This is a genomic window from Paenibacillus sp. JZ16 (assembly GCF_015326965.1).
Classification (GTDB): Bacteria; Bacillota; Bacilli; order Paenibacillales; family Paenibacillaceae; genus Paenibacillus_AQ.
In genome coordinates, this window is sequence record NZ_CP017659.1 from 6,111,326 (window position 1) to 6,131,142 (window position 19,817).

Here is a 19,817-nt window from a genome sequence, read left to right on the forward strand (position 1 = left end):
GCGCGAATTCCAAACAACAAAAGTATGAAAATTATAAAAAAGGTTGTTTTCGTGGAAAGACCCCTCCACCCGTTGGGAGGTATCCTTTGTAGTACAGAGAGGCTTTTCGAACCTTCGGTTGTAAGCGCTCTCGATTCCATTTTTCGGAAAGGGGAACTACCGATGAAGAGAGGATTGCCAGGATTGCTGATCGCGGTGCTGCTCTTGGCCCTGACGGCCTGCAACCTCGCCGAAAGCCAAACCGGCGATGCTGAGAAGGGATACGTCGGCCTTGCGATGCCAACGAAATCATCCGAACGCTGGGTGGCTGACGGAAAGAACATGGAGCGGCTGTTTCAGGAAAAGGGATATAAAACCGATCTTCAATTCGCCGAGGACGTGATTGAAAACCAGATTTCCCAAATCGAGAACATGATTACGAAAGGGGTCGACGTCATCGTCATTGCTTCCATTGACGGCAATACGCTGACAGACGTGATCAAGAAGGCCCATGATCAGGGAATTAAGGTTATCGCTTATGACCGGTTAATTCGAAATACCGAGCATTTAAGTTATTATGCCACCTTCGACAATTTCCAGGTCGGTGTTCAGCAAGCATCTTATATTGAAGAGAAGCTTGGCCTGAAGGAAGGGAAGGGGCCGTTCAATATCGAGCTGTTCGGCGGATCGCCGGACGATAACAATGCTTACTTCTTCTATGACGGCGCGATGTCCGTGCTGAAGCCTTACATGGATTCAGGCAAGCTTGTGGTTCGGAGCAAGCAGACTACGATGGCCCAGATTGCGACCCTGCGCTGGGATGGGGCTTTGGCCCAGTCGCGGATGGATAACCTGATCAGTGCCAACTATTCGAGCGAAAATTTGGATGCGGTGCTGTCGCCCTACGACGGGATCAGCATCGGCATTATCTCTTCGCTCAAGGGCGTAGGCTACGGGACGGCGGCCAAGCCGCTGCCGATCATCACGGGTCAGGATGCCGAGCTAGCTTCCATTAAATCGATCGTGGCCGGAGAGCAAACGCAGACGGTGTTCAAGGACACGCGCCAGCTCGCCGAGCAAGCGGTCAAGATGGCGGAGAGCGTGCTGAAGGGAGAAGAGGCCGAGGTCAACGATACGGAATCGTACGATAACGGCATCAAGGTCGTGCCAGCCTATCTGCTCCCTCCCGTATCCGTTGATGCTTCCAATGTGGAGAAAGAGGTTGTGGAGACGGGCTATTATTCCAAGGAAGAAATCGGATTGAAATAGCCTTTAGGCAGCGAACACGAAACGATAGGAAGGTGAAGCCAGATGTCAGAGTACATTCTTGAAATGCGGAATATTACGAAAGCGTTTCCCGGGGTGAAGGCGCTGGATAACGTGAACCTGAAAGTTCGCGAAGGCGAAATCCACTCCCTGTGCGGGGAGAACGGAGCGGGCAAATCCACGCTGATGAAAGTGCTGAGCGGCGTGTATCCACACGGCTCGTATGAGGGAGATATTTTGTTCAAAGGCAGCGTCTGCCAATTTAAAGATATTAAGCAAAGTGAAGACCTGGGCATCGTCATCATCCATCAGGAGCTTGCGTTGATCCCGTATCTGTCGATTGCCGAGAACATTTACTTGGGGAACGAGCGCGCAGAGAAGGGCATTATGAACTGGAACGAGACGATGATCGGAGCTAAAGAGCTGCTGGATAAGGTGGGACTCAGCGAAAACCCAAACACGCAGGTCGGCAGCATTGGCGTCGGCAAGCAGCAGCTGGTCGAAATCGCGAAGGCCTTATCGAAGAAGGTGAAGCTGCTTATTCTGGACGAACCGACGGCAGCGCTCAACGAGGACGACAGCGAGAACCTGCTTGAGCTGATGCTGGAATTCAAGAAGCAGGGAATCTCCTGCATCCTGATCTCCCATAAATTGAACGAGGTGTCAAAGGTATCGGACTCCATTACGATTCTGCGCGATGGTCAGACCATCGAAACGCTCGATATGAGAGGCGGCGAGGTGAACGAGGACCGGATCATCCGCGGCATGGTCGGCCGGGATTTGACGAACCGCTATCCGGAGCGGACACCAAAAATCGGGGAAGTCATTCTGGAGATTAAGGATTGGACGGTGTATCACGAGCAGCAAGCAAGCCGCAAAGTAATTGATAAAGTTAATATGAATATCCGCCGGGGGGAAATCGTGGGCATTGCCGGGCTGATGGGTTCCGGCCGGACCGAGCTTGCGATGAGTGTTTTCGGTAAGGCATACGGCAGGAATATTACAGGAACATTGCGCAAAGACGGGAAGGAAATCCGGAATCAATCTATTACCGAGGCGATTGAAAACGGCTTTGCTTACGTGACCGAGGACCGCAAGGAATACGGGTTGATTCTCATGGACGATATCAAACGTAACATCTCGCTGACCGGACTGTCCAAGCTGGCAAAGAACATGGTCATTGATGAACGGGAAGAAATCCTCGTGGCGGAGGATATGCGGAAGAAGCTGAAAATCAAAACGCCGAACATTCTCCAGAAGACGGGAAACCTCAGCGGGGGGAACCAGCAGAAGGTTGTCTTGAGTAAATGGATATATGCCGAGCCGGACATTCTGATCCTGGATGAGCCGACGCGGGGGATTGACGTTGGGGCCAAATACGAGATTTACGCGATCATTAACCAGCTGGCGGATGAGGGCAAGGGCGTGCTTGTCATTTCCTCGGAGCTGCCGGAGATTATAGGGATCTGCGACCGGATTTATGTCATGAGCGCGGGACGGCTGACCGGAGAAGTTAGCAGAGAGCAGGCTTCGCAGGAAACCTTGATGAGATACATGACCAAGAATGGAGGGGCTTAAGATGGAGACACTCAAAAAAATGTTCAAAAACAACATCCGCCAATACGGGATGATTATCGCCCTTGTTGTCATTATGATATTTTTCCAGATCATTACGGGCGGACTTCTGCTGGAGCCGATCAACATCACGAACCTGATTCTCCAGAACAGCTACATCCTCGTATTAGCCATCGGCATGGTGCTTGTCATTATTACGGGTCATATTGATTTGTCGGTCGGTTCGGTAGCCGCGTTCGTCGGTGCGGTTGCAGCGATCATGATGGTCGATATGCAGCTGCATCCCGTCATTGCCGTCATCGTATCCTTGATCGTCGGCGGTCTGATCGGAGCTTGGCAGGGATTCTGGGTAGCTTATGTGAAAATACCGGCCTTTATCGTAACTCTGGCGGGCATGCTCTTGTTCCGCGGTCTAACCATGATCGTGCTGGAGGGCCAATCCATTGCGCCGTTTCCGGGAGGCTTCCAGAAGCTGAGCTCCGGCTTTATCCCGGACTTCGGCAATACCGGCACCAATCTGATCGCCATTCTGGCGGGCATCGTCTTTACGGTTATTTTCCTGATCAATGAGCTTCGCGAGCGAAAATCGCATAAAAAATACAACTTCGAAGTTCTGCCAAACGGCTTGTTCCTCTTGAAGCTTATCCTAATTGCAGCGGTGATCAATGCCTTTACGTTCATGCTGGCCAGTTATGCCGGCCTCCCGAACATTCTGATTCTGCTGTTGGTGCTGATCATCATCTATTCCTTCGTGATGAACAAAACCGTGATGGGCCGTCATATTTATGCGCTCGGCGGCAACGAGAAGGCGGCGGGGCTGTCCGGCGTGAAAACCAAGAAGGTCACGTTCTGGGTATTCGTTAATATGGGCGTAATGGCAGCGATCTCCGGGTTGATCTTTGCCGCCCGCTTGAACGCGGCGACGCCAAGAGCCGGCACGAACTTTGAACTGGATGCCATCGCGGCGAGTTTCATCGGCGGCGCATCGGCCACCGGCGGGATCGGTACGGTCTTTGGCGCCATCATCGGCGGTCTTGTCATGGGCGTGCTCAATAACGGGATGTCGCTAGTAGGTCTTGGCATCGATTGGCAGCAAGGCATCAAGGGTCTGGTTCTTCTCGCGGCGGTAGCCTTCGATATTTATAATAAAAAGAAGAGCAGCGCTGCTTAATTCAAGCAATGTAAAGAATGATAAATGGCTGACTCCGGAGTAGATATGCTGCTACCCGTGAATCAGCCATTTTGGCGTACATGTTACATTTTGATCGTAACTCTTCGCGTGATCAGCCGAATCAGAATAAGCGCAATCAGGATGACGATCAGGGAGCCTGCAAGAGAGACCGGCAGCGTAACGGAAAAGTCAGTCGTGACCGGCAGCCACTGTTCCCATATGGAAGCCAGCTCGAATTGCCATAATGCATCCATGAAGGCGATCAACACGAGGGCTAAGGCGATCCACCCCAAGCCGCGAATCCAGCCAAACCGGTAAAATCCGGATCCAATCATCCATCCCATCAGATAGTAGATAAAAATTTGGACGCCATAGGAGACAAGTATCAGCAGCCAGTTGTTATCGAGCTTCTGCAGCAAGGTGCTGCTGACATCATGGGAGGTAACCATTCCGATGATCCAATTGACCAGACCCACCACGACTGGAAAGGCCAATGATAGATAGACGGCCGCCAATGCGGCTCCTTTAAAGAAATCCCTGCGCGTAATCCCGTTTCTTACATAATAGCTCAGAAAGCCGTAAGCAGAAATGATGCCGATGACGAGCATAAATCCTTTGGTTGAACGGTAAGTGATAGAGAAGAAGTCCTCCTCTGCGATTCCTTCGCGAACATTGACACCCATGCTGGTACCGATGCCGACTCCAATATAGATCAGCAGCACAACAAATAGAAAACCCAAGGACCAGCTGCCTTGCTGAATAAACATGTCCGTCGAAACTCTGGTTACGGCAGATGACGTTTTTTTCATGCGGAATATTCCTCCCCCGTCAGATGGATAAACAAGTCCTGGAGTGAGATCGGCCCGATCTCAAGTCCCGCCCGATGTGCGGCCAGCTGGGCTTCATCGCTTAATTCTCCATAGACCATGACGGCTTTGGTAGAACCGAGCTGCTGCACGTTCAGCACCTTCATACCCTGGATATATTCATCTACCTTTGCCGCCGGGCCCGTAATGGAAACGCCTTGGGATGTGAGGCTTTCATAATCGTCTTGCAGCACGAACTGGCCTTTGTGAATGATAATGACTTCTTCGAACAGATAATCCATCTCCGAAACCAGGTGGGTGGAGAGAATGAATGTACGGGGATGGCGCTCCTGGTCTTCCAGCAGCTCCCGGTAAAAAATTTCGCGTGACGGCGCATCCATGCCGAGATAAACCTCATCCAATATGGTCACCGGCGAGCGGCTGGCAAGGCCGATGCATACGTTAAAAGCGGATTGCATCCCTTTGGAAAGCTGCTTCAGCTGTTTATCCAAGGGCAAATTGAATTTGCGTGCAAGCTCAAGGGCATATCCGGTATCGAAATGGGGCCGGTGTCTGGCTACCGATTCAATCGCTGCCTTGACCTTGTCGGTCTCGTCTTTATAGTCGATATCGTAGATGAAGGAGACCTCCTTCATGATTTTTGCATTTTCAAACGGCTGCTCACCGCCGACCGTAACCGATCCCGATGAGGGTTCACGAAATGAAGCAAGAACAGACAGAAGCGAGGTTTTGCCTGCTCCGTTCCGCCCCAAGAGACCATAAATTTTGCCGGCCGGGAGATGAAACGAAACATTGCGGACGGCTTCGAGGTCACCATATACCACCGATAGGCGATCAAACTGAATATCAAGATTCATGGACGTCACTTCCTTTTAACTGGGTTATGATTTGAAAAAGCTCATCCGTGGATAAGCCGAGTTTGTCTGCTTCCTGTACCATAGGCACCACATAATGTTCCGCAAATGCACTCTTTCGGGTCTGGAGCAGCATTTCCTTGGCCCCCTCTGCAACAAACATGCCGACACCTCGCTTTTTATAGATGAGTCCGGAATCAACCAGCAGGTTGATGCCCTTTAATACCGTGATGTGATTGATTTTGTAAAATTGGGAGAGCTGCGTCGTGGAAGGAACCTGTTCACCTTCAAGCAGTAGATCATTCACGATCTGGTCCTCGATCTTCTCCTTGATCTGGATGAACAGGGGCTTATTATCTGGGTGTACGGTACCGCTCAATAAGAATCACCGCCTTGCCTTCATGTCCTGTTAAGGTTATATACTCATATATATGACTATATAACCAAAAGGTGAATCGAATGTCAAGCATTTGGTTGGATATCACGAATCATCAAAAGTTTTGGTAGAGAACAACGTCAAAAATGCCGACCAGAACGATCTGGTCGGCATTAATCTAAAAGGTGATGCGTAAGGTTTGAGGGACATGCGCTGCTTAGCCGTTCACTTTGCTTCCAAAGTCTCGGAAGCGTCCATGGGAGGGAGCTTTCCCCGTTTTAAATCACGGATCGTCAGTCCAAAATCGATCTGCAGATGCGGATAATCCGGGAAGTTGGCCCAATCGCCGCCCCACTGGAAGCCTAAATCTTTGGCAATTTCCACAACTTCCATCCAGTCAGCCTTGCCGTTTCCGTTCCCGTCATATTCCATATCCCAGATGACGCTTCCATCCTTTAGCCTTAGCGCAAAATCAATCGCAAGTCCATAGTTGTGGAGGGATTCTCCGGCTTTGGCATTCGTCACGATGTCGCCCTCGGTGCTGCGCCCCTGATTGTAGATGCGGGTCTGCTCTTCATGGCTGCGGTAACCGTCCGTTATGATGATCGTGATTCCTTTTTTCTTGGTGAGGCGGACAAGCTCATTCTTTTGCTGTAATACATAGGGGTGGAGCTGGGTGACTTCAGGTGTTTCTTTACTGTTAAAATCAAAATCGAGATCGTTGATGAATCCCGGTATGGAGGTTTGCAGCTGCATATAAAATATGGCGAGTAATAAGGCAGCAATCAGGAACAGTGTCGTTTTTTTGCGTTTGATCATGAGGACTCTATAATCTACCTACTTTCATATGATGGCTTACTCTATTATATCGGCATCCCGTCCCGTATTCCAACAGACGGGACCCCTGACCAGATATCGACATGAATAGCAATCCATGGTTTATCGCATCCTATTCATAAACATGTACGCTATCCGGAAAAGGGGGAATTGCAATGAGCAACATTCAAAATATGTCGATGAGACTCAACCAGCTATCGGGCCAATTGACCGCTGCAGCGCAAAACGGGGGAATGAGCGAAGTCGGGATGATCGTAAGTGAGCTAAGCCATATCCAAGCCGAGCTTCAAAGCGCCCAGGCAGGGGTTACGCCTGAAACTTCTTCTGCCGTCCGGCAGGAGCTGGTGAATTGCCGAATGGTCTTGCATGGGATGATGAACGCAGTGCAGGATATCCGAACATCTATAGCGGAGCAGTACCGTCAGGTGCTGGGCGAGAACAAAACGGCATTCGAGCAAATGGACGAGACTGCGCAGCAGAGCGGGTACGCCGAAGCTTATCGACATCGTCAGCTGTTCCAGCAGATGGACCAAGTCAGCCAGCAGCTTCATCAGCTGGACGGCTCGATGCTGGACGCAGGTTATCAGATGGAGCGGGGACAGGTGGCCGGCGACAGTCTGAATGGAGCCGTAACGATTGAGGGGCTGACTTCCGGTACCGACGACAACGGAAGTTTGATGTGAGACTGCTCGATCGGAGGGACGGAACAGGATAACAGGTTTAGGCAGGGTTCGAAATTTTGCAAGCAATAAAAAGGAGCTGCGCGTATAGCGCGGCTCCTTTTGCGATTGAGTTTATGTCCTTAGGCTTTCCACCATTCCTCGACAGCCTTATGCAGACGAGACAACGCCTCATGGACGGTGGCGCGCGTGCAAGCCAGGTTCATGCGCATGAAACCTTCGCCTTCCTTCCCGAAGGCCGCCCCGCTGTTTAATCCAAGCTTCGCCTCTTGAACCAGGAAGCGATTTAAGTCCTCGTGGGACATGCCCATTCCACGGAAATCAATCCACAGCAGGTAAGTAGCCTCCGGTATAACCACCTTCAGCTCGGGCAGATGCTCCTGTGCGTAATTCGCAACCAGCTCCATGTTCCCGCGGATATAAACCAGGAGTTCATCCAGCCAAGGTTCGCCCTCACGGTAAGCGGCCTCGGTGGCAGCGGCGCCCATCGGCGTAATGGAGCCGATGGCGTAACGGTTCAGAATTTTGCGGAATTTGCTGCGCAGCTGCGCATTCGAAATGATAATGTTTGCCGTGTTCAGACCGGCGATATTAAATGTCTTGCTTGGCGCGGTGCAGATGATGGAACGCTCGGCGGCATCCTCGGACAGAGCAGCGAATGGCGTATGCGCCCCGGATTCAAACACCAGATCCGCATGGATTTCATCGGATACGACAAGCACATCGTATTGCTGGCAGAGAGAAGCCAGTCGCTCTAATTCTGTTCTGCTCCACACCCGGCCCACCGGGTTGTGCGGACTGCACAGAATGAGCATTTTGATTTTGCCTGTAGAAAAGCTCTTCTCCAAGTCTTCGAAATCCATCGAGTAATCGCCGTCCTCACTTCGAAGCAGCGGATTATGCACCAGCTCACGGCCATGGTCTTGAACGACGCTATAGAACGGCGGATAGACCGGCGTCTGGATGACGACTTGATCGCCCGGCTCGGTGAACGCATCCACGATCAGGCTGAGTGCCGGAACGACACCCGGACAGAATTGAATCCACTCCTGCTGAATACTCCAGCTGTGGCGTTTCTCCATCCAGTCGCATATCGCTTCACGGTAAGAGTCGGAAGGGAACGTATATCCGAATACACCATGCTCCACCCGTTGATGGAGCGCCTTTACAACGGCGGGAGGAGCGGCAAAGTCCATGTCAGCCACCCACATCGGAAGCGCATCCGGCACGCCGAAGATGGTGGGAACATTGTCCCACTTCTGACAGTCGGTACAGGTTCGGTCTATTGCAAGATCAAAATTCATATGTAAATTCCTCCTAGCAGAGATGAGTTAGCGTTAAGCTACAAATTTGGCTAATGTAATTAAGCCGGTAATTGTAATTACGTTTAGTATGGTCGATATAAGGACAGTTTGTGCAGCAAAATCAGGCTCATTCTGATATTCTTCCGCCAAAATGGATGAATTTACGCCAACCGGCATGCCTGAAGCAATGATCAGCGCTTGAGCCGGAACGCCTTTTAGCCCGAGCAGCAGCACGATCAGAATGCCGATGGCTGGCGCGACCAGCAGACGCAGCAGAACGCTGAGGTAAACATCGAGCCGGCGCAGGCGGAGCGGATATTTAATGATCTGTGCGCCAAGCGTCAGCAGGGCGATCGCGACCATGGATTGGTCCGCATACATCAGCGGCTGTGAGATAAAGACCGGGAGCGGCAACGCCAGGGCATGCAGCACAATGCCGATGACGAGGGCATAAGGAACGGGCATTTTTAGAAATCCGATGATGGCCTGTTTGTATAATCCTTCCGTCTTGGCTCCCTGAATGGAAATAACTCCGTACGTGAACGTAAGGAGGCTCTGAAAAGACATGATGAGCGCTTGTACCGAGCCGGCCATCGGGTCTCCCTTGAAGGCCAGATCATTGATCGGAAGGCCGTAGTTTCCCGAATTATCGAGCAGAAGGCTGTTGGTAAAAGCAGCTCTCATCCCCCGATTGAATTTGCGCTGCTTGGCAACCAGCATGCTGATCACGTAGAGCACGCCGATATAGAGCGCATAGAATAAGGCCACCATGCCCAGGAGCTGCGGTGACATTTTGGATTCGTACATACTCATAAATACCGCTGCAGGCGTAATGTAGTAAAAGTTGATTTTGGCGAGTGTGTACAAATCGAGTTTGAAGGCATATTGCATAATGATGCCAAAACCTATCAGGACAAAGATGGGAAGTACCACTTCTAGTAAAATGTCAGCGATCATGCTGTTGTCATCTTCTTTCCATGAGTGTAGCTTAAGGTAACTATCTGGCTGTCGTATGACGCCATGTCATTATATCATGACAACGGATTGTTGACACTTGATTCCGTATGGAAAAAAGAACAATTGTTGCTGTCCGCGTTACGGTCGCTTTATATCCAGGCTGTACGCAAAAAGGTGCTCCCTTGGCCGATGACCAGGGAACACCCTTGAATGGCTGTAGCAATAGGTGCGTCTGTCGACGCGCCATTATTGCGGGTTGGTTGTCCAAATCCCGGCGGATTTGACAAATACCCGCTGCGGCAGCTTCAGTGCAGCGAGCACAAGCTCAGCTACGTCTTCCGGCTGCATCATCCGGTCCTCGTCCCCGATCTTCAGGCCGGCATTGACGGCAAGATCCGTGTTCACGGTGCTTGGGGTCAGTGCGGTCACCCGAATGTTGTGTTTGCGGACCTCCTGGAGCACGGCTTCGGTCAGTCCCATAACGGCAAATTTAGAAGCGTTATAGGCAGAGCCTGTGGCGAATCCGCGCTCTCCGGCCGTAGACGAGATGTTGATGATATCGCCCATGTTATGCTCAATCATGCCGGGCAGCGCTGCGCGCGTCATGTAGTAAGTCCCCATCAGATTTACGTCAACGATACGTTTCCAGGCTTCAGGTTCCATTTCCAGCAGATTGCCGAACTGGGCAATGCCCGCATTGTTAATCAGAATGTCTACCGATCCGAGCTCCATGTTTACCGCTGCAAACGCAGCCTCTGCCTCGCTCTGCACGGAAACGTCGGCAACTGCAGCCACGGCTCTGGCACCATATTGTTCAGCAACCAGGGCGCTCAGCGGCTCCAGATCAGCTGCCGTACGGGCGACAAGCCCAACGTGCACGCCTTCCTTGGCAAGAGCAATCGCCAGAGCGCGTCCAATCCCTTTGCCTGCACCCGTGATGAGGGCTGTTTTATTTTTCAGGCTCATGTACACTCACTCCTTCACATCAATAAAAAATATGGTTTCGTTGACCAGTATACCCTGTAGCATCGGCTACTACCAAATGCTTGCATTCCATCGACAGGAATTTGTTATAATCGTAGCAGCGAAAAAACGTAACGTGTTCATTATTATTTCAGGAAGTGGAGGAACAATCTATGCTGCACGCGCTGGATATCATAACCGCTTTTCGGCAGGGGGATGAAGCGGCTGCCAAGAGGTATCCATGGTTAATGAAACTGGTATCAGCCGAAGAACGAATCGTGAATCTGGAACGGATTACGTCCATTGGCCAATTGGCACATGCCAACCCCGTGCTCGATTATGTAGAACGTACATTGAAGATACTGGATTCGCTGCCTGTTTCCTATTGGATCAAAGAACTGCTGGAAGAAGTACTGGTGTGGGCGGAAACGGCCAAGGGCGGAACGATGCGAGATCGCCTTCGCTGGCAGCAGTCGGGTATGAACTTGTTCCTTCATAATATCGGGTCTGCCCAGTTATACGAGAGATATATCCGGGACGGCAACGGAACCATGTCTCCGCATGAGGAGATGGTCCATACACTCATACTTACCCATGGACTGCTCGGGCAACACATTCGCGGGGAAGTCGCTTTTGAGGAGAATCTGCCGCTGCATAAGCTTACGGAGGAAGGACGGCTGACCGCGGAGGAGTTGATCCGGCTGCTAATCCCCTTGAATCACTGCATCATCGGCGGCGTATCGGAGGAGCTCTGGCATTCCGTTCAGGAAGAAATAACTCAGCTTATTCGGAATCTTGCCGAAGGGACCGTACCGGATCGGTGGACTTACGAGGAACGGCTGCGCCGTCTTCGATCCGTTTCGATTGCCCGCGGAGAAGACTTCGATAAGCAGCTTCATGGGATTCGTGAGCAGTGTGATCTGCCAGCTGTTCTGCATGGATTTCAGGATATGACGCTCTGGTACGTGGAAGCCGCCTTGCAGGATTTCTCGTTGGAAGAATTCGTGAAGGTTCTCCTGCTTGCTCTCCATTCGGAGAAGCGGGACATGGATCAGCCGCTTGCGGAGGGGCAGGGGGATCGGCTGCTACCGGATTCGGTGAACCACTTAAGCTTTGAGCCGCTGATGAACGATATGTATTACGATTACAAAGGCGTCAAGAAGCTGAACGTATATAAGAAGAGAATGATTGAGCAATATTTGCGCCAAACGGATTGGACGTCTTGCCTTCATGGGTCGGTGATGGCCAACCCGCATCTGAGCCACCGGATTGAACGGAAGCCGGAGCTGCCGGATACGATATTTTTTACCTTCGAATTCTCGCAAGCAGCGGAGAAACTAATTGAATTTTGCATCGAAGCGGAGAAATCGCCCCTCTATGAGAAAGCGGTCCTGCTCCTGTTCGACCTATTCGGCCTGCGCCGCGACGCCTACGATAGATTTCATAACGAAGAGAGTTATTTGAGCGATATGAACAGCACGGGAGATTATAAAAAAGTGATTCTGGATTATATAACGGGAACGGCGGTGCTGGATATCGGGCCCGGAGGCGGCGTGCTGCTTGATCTGATCGAGGAACGGCTGCCGCAAGCGCGCCCAGTCGGGATCGACATCTCCTCGAACGTGATTGAAGCGCTGGAGAAACGTAAACGCTTGGAGTACAAAGCATGGGAAGTGATGAAGGGGGACGCGCTGAACCTCAGGGATTACGTGGAGCCGGGGAGTGTGGATACGGTTATCTTCTCCTCGATTTTGCATGAGTTGTATTCGTACATTGAGACGGACGGTTCACGCTTCAATACGGCGACCGTGGAGGCAGCCTTGCTCAGTGCCTATGATGTGCTTGCTCCAGGGGGGCGCATCATCATCCGTGACGGGATTATGACTGAGCCCGAGGATGCCTGGAGAAGGATCCGCTTTCTTGAGGCCGACGGTATGGAATGGCTGATCCGATATGCCTCGGATTTCAAAGGGCGGGTCATATCATACGAGCAGCTGGCCGAGGCGGAAGTGCGCATGCCCGTAAACGATGCAATGGAGTTCCTGTACACCTATACTTGGGGCGCTGAAGCTTACGTTCATGAAGTGCAAGAGCAGTTTGGCTACTTTACGCCTACGCAGTATGCGGAATGTATACGCAGGACGCTAGGTCCTGAGGCGATCATCCGCGTGGAGCAGCATTATCTGCAGGAAGGATATGCCGAGGCATTGGCTGATCGAATCGAATTCATGGATGAAGATGGGAAGCCGGTGAAGCTGCCTGACAGCACTTGCTTGTACGTCATCGAGAAGCCGGCCCATTCCTAGAAGAGACAACAGGCTGTAACTTAAAACAAGACCCGCACGCTCATTTCAGCGTACGGGTCTTGTTTTGTTGTGTCGTTAAACCTGCCGGTATGGCCTGTATTTACAAGAGATCCGGGATGTGTGCCAATGCCATGAACTTGCGAGGCAATGCTAGTCTGAAGAGATGCTATTCCTGCTTCTTGGGATCCGGGTAATCCTTGCCGAGCGTATCAACCGTCACTTTCTTCATGACGGGAACCTCAAGCGGTTTGTCCATTTGATCCCGCTCCAAGCCCACGATCTCCTCTGCGGTTTCCATTCCTTCGATCACCTTTCCGAAGGATGCGTACTGAGCATCCAGCGAAGGTGCATCCGCAACCATAATGAAGAATTGCGATCCGGCGGAGTTTGGATCCTGCGCCCGGGCCATCGATAATACGCCTGTCGTATGCTTCAGGTCATTCTGAAAGCCGTTGGATGTAAATTCGCCGGGAATAGCGTAGCCGGGTCCCCCCGTTCCGTTACCGTCAGGGTCGCCTCCCTGAATCATGAAGCCGGGGATGACGCGGTGAAAGCCTGTCCCATCGTAGAATCCTTGCTCCACCAGGGAGATGAAATTGTTCACCGTGTTCGGCGCCACCTCCGGATAAAGCTCAAGCTTTATCGTTTTGCCGTTCTCCATCTCAATGGTAACGATAGGGTGGCTGGCGTTCGGGTCCGGCACGTTCTGCTTAACCTCGGTTTCCTTCGGCGATTCCGCTTCGGGTGCTGTTGCCCCGGTCGTCGAACCCGTTCCGCTGCCCGCGCCGCTTTCGGCTCCCTTGTCATTCTGACCGCATGCCGTCATCACGAGCAGCAGCGCCAGGATGACGAATAGGGCGGGCATCCAGCGTGTTCTGCGTTTCAACATCATTGATTCCTCCTGTATTCCTTATCAAGCCTTAAGTATTTAATCTGTATCATATTTTAGCACAGGTTGGACAAGTACTGAAAATCGAAAAAGGTGAGTATACATAATCTATAGGAAAACGTTATCGACGTAATGTCACAGAAGCCAGAGTCGGTCCTGCCTGAGTATCCATAATCAAAAAATAAGCCTCCGGACTTGTCGCAAGTCTGGAAGCTTGAGGAAAAGGAAAACGTTTAACTGTCTCTACTTCACCGGGAATATGCCCTCCACTTTGTTTAATGGGAGCAAAATCCGGGAACGGTTCTTATCCTTGGCGAGCAATTCAATAAAATCGGCTCCGATTCTGACCAGACGGATCCGGTTAAAGGCACCACGGGTAGAGAAGGTGGTCCGCACGCCTATCAGCACCGTTTTGCCCGGCGGCTTGACATCAAATACCCGAACCGAGTTGAGACTGGACGGCACAAAGAGCTCGCCCTGTACCTTGATGAAATTTTTCGGGAATACCCGCTGCAAACGTCCGGGTTGTAAACCGGTGTTCGGTGCGTTGACTTCTACCAGATGACCGGTTAAAGAGGCCAGCCGCTGCTGCAGCGTGATTTTATGTCCGCAGGGATGGATCGGCAATCCTTTCATATCAGCATCATCCTTCCAGGGTCGTATGGTGTAGTGTATGTTGGAAGGTATGACTTGGGTGAACGTAGAGGTTACATTTCCGGTGTGAAGGATCAGGAAGATGAAGAGTTTCCGCGGTTGCTCGTTTCACTGCCATCCGGCTTCTCGTGTTTGATGCTGCCTGGTATCGGGATGCTGTCCGGATATGAATCCTCGACAAACAGGCCAAAATCCTCATCAATGTCGCGTTCGGTCACTAAACGTGGGTTCTCGTCAGGATGCTTCTTCATCGGCTGTTCCTCCTATTAAATCTAGTCTTTGAAATGGTTGGCTAGTATAAGAACTGATAGCTCGACCCATACTGTTTTACTATAAAAGATGTTGTATGGGAGGCATAGGCATGGAAAGAAAGGGAAACATATTAACAGCACTCATATGGGGTACCTTGATCGGCATCCTGCTGTGGATGTCATTTCTCGGCTGGCTGGATATCATATTCGGAAAATAGAGGATCGAACCCATACAAGTATAAAACCCGCCTTCCTATTAGGAGAGGCGGGTTTTGCAGGTTTAGTCGTCCTCACCATGGCTGCCGTTTAGTAGATCGGTACCGTGCATCTGTTCCGTTGGCGGGGCGGCTGGGTCCACCGGGCTGTTAGCCGCTATGGCGTCCGCATCCGGTACATCCTCCAGCGGCTGGTATTCATCTTCTTCGGTTGGGTAATTCGTAAAAATGTCCTGATTTAAAAACGCAGTTCCGCTGCCGGTTAATGAAGCGTCAGCTGCAAGCCGCCGTTCTGTATCGCCGGAATATTGGCCGATAATTTCGTCTCCGGGGCGAGAAGGGGGCTCACCTTCGACAGCTCGCCATTCCCGACTCGTTACATCATCTGCGACATCGCGAATGTAAGTTTCATCGACTGGTCGATCCCGTTCGATTCGGTCTGCTTCGGCCAGCCCCGAGGAGGAAAAGTTTCTTTCGTCGGCAATGGTCCGCTGATCGGGATCGGCACCGGTCGCTTCCCATGCATCGATGGCGCTGTGATCCGGGTTCAGACGTTCGTCAGGTTTCGCATCCGCAGGCGCAGCTTCATTCTGATCGTAGGCGATGTGGTCCGCGTCTTCGCTGCTTAGGCTTTGCTCCGTGTAGGTGTTGACGTCTCTCAGATCATCTTGTGGAATCATGTCCGTATCCTCGACTCTCCGTTTGGCCTCGAATTCCAAATATGTCAAATCTGCCAGCGTATTGCGGTTATTTTCGTCTCGCATAGGGTCCATCTCCTTCCAAGAGTTCAAATACAATAGGTTTCTATACTTCGACTTTACCCGCTGAATCAAGAATGAATCTTGGATCTTTTCAGGTTATGATAAACCAAACAAGTTTTATCTTTCCCTGTCATTTGCCGTATTATGAATATTTTTAAATTGGAAAAATGGACGTAATTCAAGACAAACGGGAGAAAATGAATGATATCGTGGGATAGGTTCCTTAAATTGAATAATGAAATTTTGAAATGATCCCGTTATAATCGAAAAAGTGATTATCGGACCAGGACAATCCTGAGAGTGGATTGTCAAACCACTATAATAGAACAGGAAGTGATCAGGACTTTGTTTCAATGGATTAAACAAGGCTTCTTTGGCAACTCGCGCAGGGATATTTTGTCAGGATTGACGGTAGCGTTCGCTCTCATACCGGAAGCGATCGCATTCTCCATCATGGCTGGCGTCGATCCCATGGTTGGACTCTATGCCTCTTTTGTGATAGCAGTCAGTATTTCATTCTTTGGCGGCCGTCCCGGCATGATCTCCGCAGCAACAGGGGCCATGGCGTCATTAATGGGGCCGCTCGTGGCGATGCACGGGATCGAGTATTTGTATGCGGCAACCATTCTTACAGGTATTTTGCAATTGTTGATGGGGGCGCTCAAATTCGGGCGGTTTATTACATTTGTTCCCCAGCCGGTCATCACCGGATTCGTGAACTCACTGGCCATCATCATATTTCTGGCCCAGCTTCCGAATTTCAAGGGCGAGTCGTGGCCCATGTACTTGATGGTCATCGGAACGCTGCTTATCATCTACTTGCTGCCGCTGATTACCAAAGCAGTTCCTTCGGCGCTTGTTGCCATCATTGTGATGACCATCATCGCGGTGTGGTTCAAAGCTCCTGTGCAAACGGTGGGCGACATGGGCAACATTACGCAGGCTCTTCCGTTCTTCCACATTCCGAATGTAACCATCAGTTTGGATATGATCATGACGATATTGCCTATATCTCTGGCTCTTGCTGTCGTCGGGATGACGGAATCGCTGCTGACGGCGTCACTCGTGGATGAGATGACGGAGACCGGCAGCGACAAGAACCGCGAAATCCGCGGGCAGGGAGTTTCCAACGTGATCACTGGATTCTTCGGCGGCATGGCCGGTTGCGCCATGATCGGACAGACAGTGATTAATGTCAAATCGGGCGGTCGCACCCGGTTATCAACGCTGGTGTCCGGTGTGTTCCTGCTGTTTCTCATCATTGTGCTCGGTGATGTCGTGAAACAAATTCCGATGGCAGCGCTTGTCGGGGTCATGTTTATGGTTTCCATCGGTACATTTGAATGGGGATCGCTTCGCACACTTCATCGTGTACCACTAGGTGATGCCATAGTCATGCTGGCAACGGTAATCATCGTGGTGGCCACGCATAATCTGGCCATCGGGGTCATGATCGGAATTATATTAAGCGCGCTGAATTTCGGCTGGAAAATGGCAAAAATCCATGCCGTACCGCATGTGCAGCCAAACGGTACGAAGGTATACGAAATCCGGGGACAGTTATTTTTCGGAACGATGATGTATTTTGTAAACCTGTTTGACGTAAATGAGGACCCTGAGCAGGTCGTGATTGATTTTTCCAAATCCCATGTATGGGATCAGTCAGCCACCAATGCTATTTCCAAGGTATTGAATAAGTACAAGGAAGCGGGTAAAGACATCAGGCTCGTGGGGTTGAACGACGAAAGTCAGCGGATGGTTGATAAAGTCGGCCTTGCTTCAAGCTCCACACACTAGAGGTGTAAGGGATTGCTTTTAACCTTAGGGTTAAGGGCGATCCCTTTTCATTTGCCTGTATGTAATAAAAAATTTACAAACGGAACAGACGTTTCATGTTATATTGATTGTAAATGAACACGAAGTTTGTCGAATCGGCAAGACGGAGAAGATGCGGACTTTTATTGACTATAGACGGTTAGAGGTGCTGACTAGATGAAGGATATGCCCAAATCCATATTCCTGCTTCTGCTGGTGGTGCCGCTGCTGCTGATTATATCGACCATATCACCGGGAAAATCGGACGCAAAGAGTTCTCAAATCGTGATATCCGATTGGCAGTTTATGTGGGATAACGAACAACAGGAGGTTGTTTCGCCGGTCAACCTGCAGGGAAGAAGCTGGTTGACGGGAATACCAGACAAGAAGGGCCCCCCCGAGTCAGATGGGGTGTATTCAGCATGGAATCGTTTTACTTTACCGGCTCTCCCTTGGAAACATTCGGCCATCATGATTGACCGCATCAAGGGACAGGATGTTGTGGCTTTCTTGGAGAATGAACAGGTGTATGAAGCCAAGCGAGACTATATGTACACGAATCATTCTCTTCTGCTTCCGGTCCATCCGGATGATGCCGGCAAGACCGTTTATATATGGACGAACGGCGTCAAGGATATGACGTTAGGCATCGAAGGCGATATTATACTTGGCGAATATGAGCATTTGCGTGGAAACTTTATCAAGAAGGACCTGGAAGATTTCATATTGGGCAGCTCGTTTCTGTTTATTGCGGTGGTCATGTTCTTTTGCTGCTTGTTCCTCCCGAAGCATACGGTATCCAGCTGGCTGTCGCTTAGCGTGGTTATTCTGGCAAGCGGGGCTATGCTTATTACGTATTCACCGTTCCTATACACTTTCTATGGAGAGCAAGGCAGCGTGTGGGTCTCGGTGTTTGATATTTCACTCTTCGCCGTGCTGCCGGCGCTGTATTACTATTTTGAGAATATGTATGGCCCCGGGCCCTATCGAGTCATTCGCTACTGCCGAAGATTTCAAATAGCCTATTCCGTCATATGCCTGATATTTCTAGTTGCCCATGTGGTCAGCCATCATTCATTTTACGAGATCTACTATTTGGTTTCGGTGAAGATCCTGGGTATTCTGATTATCCTGCAGATGCTGCTGCTGGTCGGTACTACGATTCTGTATGCATCCAAGCGGAACAAGGACGCTTATATCTTTTCTGTAGGCTTTGGGATAATGGCGTTAGCGACGCTCGGAGATCTGCTGGCTTTTTATTACCATGACGGGGAATATCATTTCTTTTTATGGAAGTGGGGCATTATCGGACTGATTGTCTCCTTGATCGTCATGCTGGGCCGTAAATTCGTCCGCAGCCATGAGCAAGTGCTGCAGTATTCCAGGAAACTGGAGATGTTTAATAATGAGCTTCAGCGATCGGAGAAGATGGAGATCATCAGCGAGCTGGCCGCCTCAGTAGCACACGAGGTTCGTAATCCACTGCAAGTGACACGCGGCTTCATGCAGCTGCTGGCACAGAACACCAAACAGGCGGAGAAGGAGTATTTTGGCCTGGCGTTGAAGGAGCTGGATCGGGCTTCGGGAATCATCACGGATTTCCTCACATTTGCTAAGCCTCAATTAGAGAACGAGACCAAGCTGAATGTGTATGAAGAGTTGAAGCACGTAAAAGGCATCCTGTTGCCGCTTGCCAATCTTAGCGGAGGCTCGATCGAGCTGGATAACGCAAAGGAATTATTCATGAAGGGTAATTCTTCCAAACTTAAACAAGCGATGATTAATATCGTCAAGAATAGTATCGAATCACTGGATGGAGAAGGGGTTATTCGCATATGGGCCTATGCCAAGGGAGAAGAAGTGGTGATTCATATCAAAGATGACGGCATCGGAATGGATGCTGCCGATCTTGAGAGACTTGGCGAGGCTTACTTCTCCAATAAATCCAAAGGGACGGGGCTTGGCTTGATGGTTACCTTTCGAATCATCGAAGCGATGCATGGCACCATTCATTTTGTTAGTGAGAAGGGCAGCGGGACCGAGGCCATTATACGCTTTCCGGCCGTACCTGCTACGCAGGAATCGGAAGTATAAATGGAAGAGAGATACCATAACGGTGTCTCTCTTTGTTACATCT

General features: G+C 50.7%; 18 protein-coding genes. 7 read left to right on the forward strand and 11 right to left on the reverse strand.

Going from position 1 to position 19,817, the window contains the following annotated elements:
* Positions 1-162 precede the first annotated feature (162 nt).
* From chvE to mmsB, 3 genes are read left to right on the forward strand one after another with little or no spacing between them, the layout of a single operon-like run.
* On the forward strand, positions 163-1,248 hold the full coding sequence (gene chvE, locus BJP58_RS27235; RefSeq protein ID WP_194541385.1) for a multiple monosaccharide ABC transporter substrate-binding protein: 1,086 nt from the start codon (positions 163-165) through the stop codon (positions 1,246-1,248).
* 42 nt (positions 1,249-1,290) lie between these two features.
* Positions 1,291-2,823: a multiple monosaccharide ABC transporter ATP-binding protein gene (gene mmsA / locus BJP58_RS27240; RefSeq protein ID WP_194541386.1), complete on the forward strand. Its 1,533-nt coding sequence runs from the start codon at positions 1,291-1,293 to the stop codon at positions 2,821-2,823.
* A 1-nt stretch (position 2,824) separates the two neighbouring features.
* Complete coding sequence (mmsB, locus tag BJP58_RS27245; protein WP_194541387.1) at positions 2,825-3,991, forward strand: multiple monosaccharide ABC transporter permease; 1,167 nt, start codon at positions 2,825-2,827, stop codon at positions 3,989-3,991.
* Positions 3,992-4,074: 83 nt separating this feature from the next.
* Here mmsB and BJP58_RS27250 read toward each other — a convergent pair whose 3' ends face one another.
* From BJP58_RS27250 to BJP58_RS27265, 4 genes are all read right to left on the reverse strand, one after another.
* On the reverse strand, positions 4,075-4,800 hold the full coding sequence (locus tag BJP58_RS27250; protein ID WP_194541388.1) for a Tat pathway signal protein: 726 nt from the start codon (positions 4,798-4,800) through the stop codon (positions 4,075-4,077).
* Complete coding sequence (locus BJP58_RS27255) at positions 4,797-5,675, reverse strand: ATP-binding cassette domain-containing protein (RefSeq protein ID WP_194541389.1); 879 nt, start codon at positions 5,673-5,675, stop codon at positions 4,797-4,799. The genes BJP58_RS27250 and BJP58_RS27255 overlap by 4 nt, the downstream gene beginning before the upstream one ends.
* A complete protein-coding gene (locus BJP58_RS27260) occupies positions 5,665-6,051 on the reverse strand; it encodes a GntR family transcriptional regulator (RefSeq protein WP_071223518.1) in 387 nt (128 codons plus the stop codon). The genes BJP58_RS27255 and BJP58_RS27260 overlap by 11 nt, the downstream gene beginning before the upstream one ends.
* Before the next feature lie 222 nt (positions 6,052-6,273).
* Positions 6,274-6,867 carry a M15 family metallopeptidase gene (locus tag BJP58_RS27265; protein ID WP_194541390.1) on the reverse strand — a complete coding sequence of 198 codons (594 nt, stop codon included), beginning with the start codon at positions 6,865-6,867 and terminating at the stop codon, positions 6,274-6,276.
* 173 nt (positions 6,868-7,040) lie between these two features.
* On the opposite strand from BJP58_RS27265, the gene BJP58_RS27270 reads away from it, so the two are divergent.
* Positions 7,041-7,568 carry a hypothetical protein gene (locus BJP58_RS27270; protein WP_194541391.1) on the forward strand — a complete coding sequence of 176 codons (528 nt, stop codon included), beginning with the start codon at positions 7,041-7,043 and terminating at the stop codon, positions 7,566-7,568.
* Positions 7,569-7,687: 119 nt separating this feature from the next.
* Here the strand turns inward: BJP58_RS27270 and BJP58_RS27275 are convergent, their stop codons facing one another.
* From BJP58_RS27275 to BJP58_RS27285, 3 genes are all read right to left on the reverse strand, one after another.
* Positions 7,688-8,869 (reverse strand): MalY/PatB family protein, encoded by a 1,182-nt coding sequence (locus tag BJP58_RS27275; protein ID WP_194541392.1) that lies wholly within the window; start codon positions 8,867-8,869, stop codon positions 7,688-7,690.
* Between the two features lie 33 nt (positions 8,870-8,902).
* Positions 8,903-9,826 carry an AEC family transporter gene (locus BJP58_RS27280; RefSeq protein WP_194541393.1) on the reverse strand — a complete coding sequence of 308 codons (924 nt, stop codon included), beginning with the start codon at positions 9,824-9,826 and terminating at the stop codon, positions 8,903-8,905.
* 246 nt (positions 9,827-10,072) lie between these two features.
* The gene (locus BJP58_RS27285) at positions 10,073-10,792 is read right to left on the reverse strand and encodes a 3-ketoacyl-ACP reductase (protein ID WP_194541394.1); all 720 of its coding nucleotides are present in this window, start codon (positions 10,790-10,792) and stop codon (positions 10,073-10,075) included.
* Between the two features lie 170 nt (positions 10,793-10,962).
* Here BJP58_RS27285 and BJP58_RS27290 point away from each other — a divergent pair, with 170 nt between their 5' ends.
* On the forward strand, positions 10,963-13,095 hold the full coding sequence (locus BJP58_RS27290) for a class I SAM-dependent methyltransferase (RefSeq protein ID WP_194541395.1): 2,133 nt from the start codon (positions 10,963-10,965) through the stop codon (positions 13,093-13,095).
* 166 nt (positions 13,096-13,261) lie between these two features.
* Here the strand turns inward: BJP58_RS27290 and BJP58_RS27295 are convergent, their stop codons facing one another.
* From BJP58_RS27295 to BJP58_RS27310, 4 genes are all read right to left on the reverse strand, one after another.
* Complete coding sequence (locus BJP58_RS27295) at positions 13,262-13,984, reverse strand: peptidylprolyl isomerase (protein WP_194545082.1); 723 nt, start codon at positions 13,982-13,984, stop codon at positions 13,262-13,264.
* A gap of 243 nt (positions 13,985-14,227) precedes the next feature.
* Positions 14,228-14,620, reverse strand: a complete 393-nt coding sequence (locus tag BJP58_RS27300; RefSeq protein WP_194541396.1) for a hypothetical protein — start codon at positions 14,618-14,620, stop codon at positions 14,228-14,230.
* A gap of 92 nt (positions 14,621-14,712) precedes the next feature.
* On the reverse strand, positions 14,713-14,889 hold the full coding sequence (locus BJP58_RS27305; RefSeq protein WP_194541397.1) for a hypothetical protein: 177 nt from the start codon (positions 14,887-14,889) through the stop codon (positions 14,713-14,715).
* A 280-nt stretch (positions 14,890-15,169) separates the two neighbouring features.
* Positions 15,170-15,868, reverse strand: a complete 699-nt coding sequence (locus tag BJP58_RS27310) for a hypothetical protein (RefSeq protein WP_194541398.1) — start codon at positions 15,866-15,868, stop codon at positions 15,170-15,172.
* Between the two features lie 342 nt (positions 15,869-16,210).
* Between BJP58_RS27310 and BJP58_RS27315 the strand changes: the two genes are divergently transcribed.
* Both BJP58_RS27315 and BJP58_RS27320 read left to right on the forward strand, forming a co-directional pair.
* The gene (locus BJP58_RS27315) at positions 16,211-17,662 is read left to right on the forward strand and encodes a SulP family inorganic anion transporter (RefSeq protein ID WP_071223508.1); all 1,452 of its coding nucleotides are present in this window, start codon (positions 16,211-16,213) and stop codon (positions 17,660-17,662) included.
* A 195-nt stretch (positions 17,663-17,857) separates the two neighbouring features.
* A complete protein-coding gene (locus BJP58_RS27320; RefSeq protein WP_194541399.1) occupies positions 17,858-19,774 on the forward strand; it encodes a sensor histidine kinase in 1,917 nt (638 codons plus the stop codon).
* Positions 19,775-19,817: the final 43 nt, after the last annotated feature.

What these genes read in the sequence shown, in the direction of transcription:
- BJP58_RS27300 (WP_194541396.1), bottom strand. Translation starts at nt 14,620, where the DNA reads ATGAAAGGATTGCCGATCCATCCCTGCGGACATAAAATCACGCTGCAG.
- mmsB (WP_194541387.1), top strand. Translation starts at nt 2,825, where the DNA reads ATGGAGACACTCAAAAAAATGTTCAAAAACAACATCCGCCAATACGGG.
- BJP58_RS27310 (WP_194541398.1), bottom strand. Translation starts at nt 15,868, where the DNA reads ATGCGAGACGAAAATAACCGCAATACGCTGGCAGATTTGACATATTTG.
- BJP58_RS27250 (WP_194541388.1), bottom strand. Translation starts at nt 4,800, where the DNA reads ATGAAAAAAACGTCATCTGCCGTAACCAGAGTTTCGACGGACATGTTT.
- mmsA (WP_194541386.1), top strand. Translation starts at nt 1,291, where the DNA reads ATGTCAGAGTACATTCTTGAAATGCGGAATATTACGAAAGCGTTTCCC.
- BJP58_RS27290 (WP_194541395.1), top strand. Translation starts at nt 10,963, where the DNA reads ATGCTGCACGCGCTGGATATCATAACCGCTTTTCGGCAGGGGGATGAA.
- BJP58_RS27320 (WP_194541399.1), top strand. Translation starts at nt 17,858, where the DNA reads ATGAAGGATATGCCCAAATCCATATTCCTGCTTCTGCTGGTGGTGCCG.
- BJP58_RS27275 (WP_194541392.1), bottom strand. Translation starts at nt 8,869, where the DNA reads ATGAATTTTGATCTTGCAATAGACCGAACCTGTACCGACTGTCAGAAG.
- BJP58_RS27285 (WP_194541394.1), bottom strand. Translation starts at nt 10,792, where the DNA reads ATGAGCCTGAAAAATAAAACAGCCCTCATCACGGGTGCAGGCAAAGGG.
- BJP58_RS27280 (WP_194541393.1), bottom strand. Translation starts at nt 9,826, where the DNA reads ATGATCGCTGACATTTTACTAGAAGTGGTACTTCCCATCTTTGTCCTG.
- BJP58_RS27255 (WP_194541389.1), bottom strand. Translation starts at nt 5,675, where the DNA reads ATGAATCTTGATATTCAGTTTGATCGCCTATCGGTGGTATATGGTGAC.
- BJP58_RS27265 (WP_194541390.1), bottom strand. Translation starts at nt 6,867, where the DNA reads ATGATCAAACGCAAAAAAACGACACTGTTCCTGATTGCTGCCTTATTA.
- BJP58_RS27305 (WP_194541397.1), bottom strand. Translation starts at nt 14,889, where the DNA reads ATGAAGAAGCATCCTGACGAGAACCCACGTTTAGTGACCGAACGCGAC.
- chvE (WP_194541385.1), top strand. Translation starts at nt 163, where the DNA reads ATGAAGAGAGGATTGCCAGGATTGCTGATCGCGGTGCTGCTCTTGGCC.
- BJP58_RS27295 (WP_194545082.1), bottom strand. Translation starts at nt 13,984, where the DNA reads ATGTTGAAACGCAGAACACGCTGGATGCCCGCCCTATTCGTCATCCTG.
- BJP58_RS27270 (WP_194541391.1), top strand. Translation starts at nt 7,041, where the DNA reads ATGAGCAACATTCAAAATATGTCGATGAGACTCAACCAGCTATCGGGC.